The sequence below is a fragment of the Facilibium subflavum genome (assembly GCF_003574485.1).
Classification (GTDB): Bacteria; Pseudomonadota; Gammaproteobacteria; order Francisellales; family Francisellaceae; genus Facilibium; species Facilibium subflavum.
This window is the reverse complement of the sequence record NZ_QLIT01000235.1, coordinates 1-597: the sequence shown is the minus strand read 5'-3', so window position 1 is coordinate 597 and position 597 is coordinate 1. Positions and strand designations below refer to the sequence as shown.

Genomic DNA, 597 nt, shown 5'->3' with positions numbered 1-597 from the left:
TTTGGCAGCACGCCTGTTTTCACATCAATTGGTCGCACAGTACGTGTATCACGACCATCAATTCGCGCTTTACCAGATAAAATATTGCTTCTTACCAATTCTTTCTCAATATCATGGAAAGCTTCTTTAATTTCTTCAACGTTTAACTCTTCGGCTTCACTTTCATCACAGATTAATGCTTCTATGATCTTTTGTTTCAATTCACCTAAGATTTCATTACGTTTTTGTTTCTGCGTTTCTTGATATGCTGCTTTAATTTCACTAAAAAACTGTGATTTAATCTGTGCTTTTAATGCTTTGTTTTCTTGCTTTGCTGCAAATTCCCAACGCGGCTTGGCAGCATGTTGTGCAAGATGATTAATTGCATCAATAGCCACCTGCATTTCTTTATGGCCGTATAATACAGCACCTAACATCACCTCTTCAGGCAAGCTTTTTGCTTCTGATTCCACCATTAAAACCGCATCTTTGGTCCCAGCAACGACCAAATCAAGTTCTGATTTTTCAAGTTCTGCAAATGATGGATTAATCACATACTGACCATTGATAAAGCCAACACGAACACCTGCAACAGGGCCTTCAAAAGGCACCCCTGAT

1 pseudogene is annotated in these 597 nt (G+C 38.9%); it reads right to left on the bottom strand.

Going from position 1 to position 597, the window contains the following annotated elements:
* A pseudogene (locus DNK84_RS11990) lies at positions 1–597 on the bottom strand (polyribonucleotide nucleotidyltransferase); the annotation flags it as partial.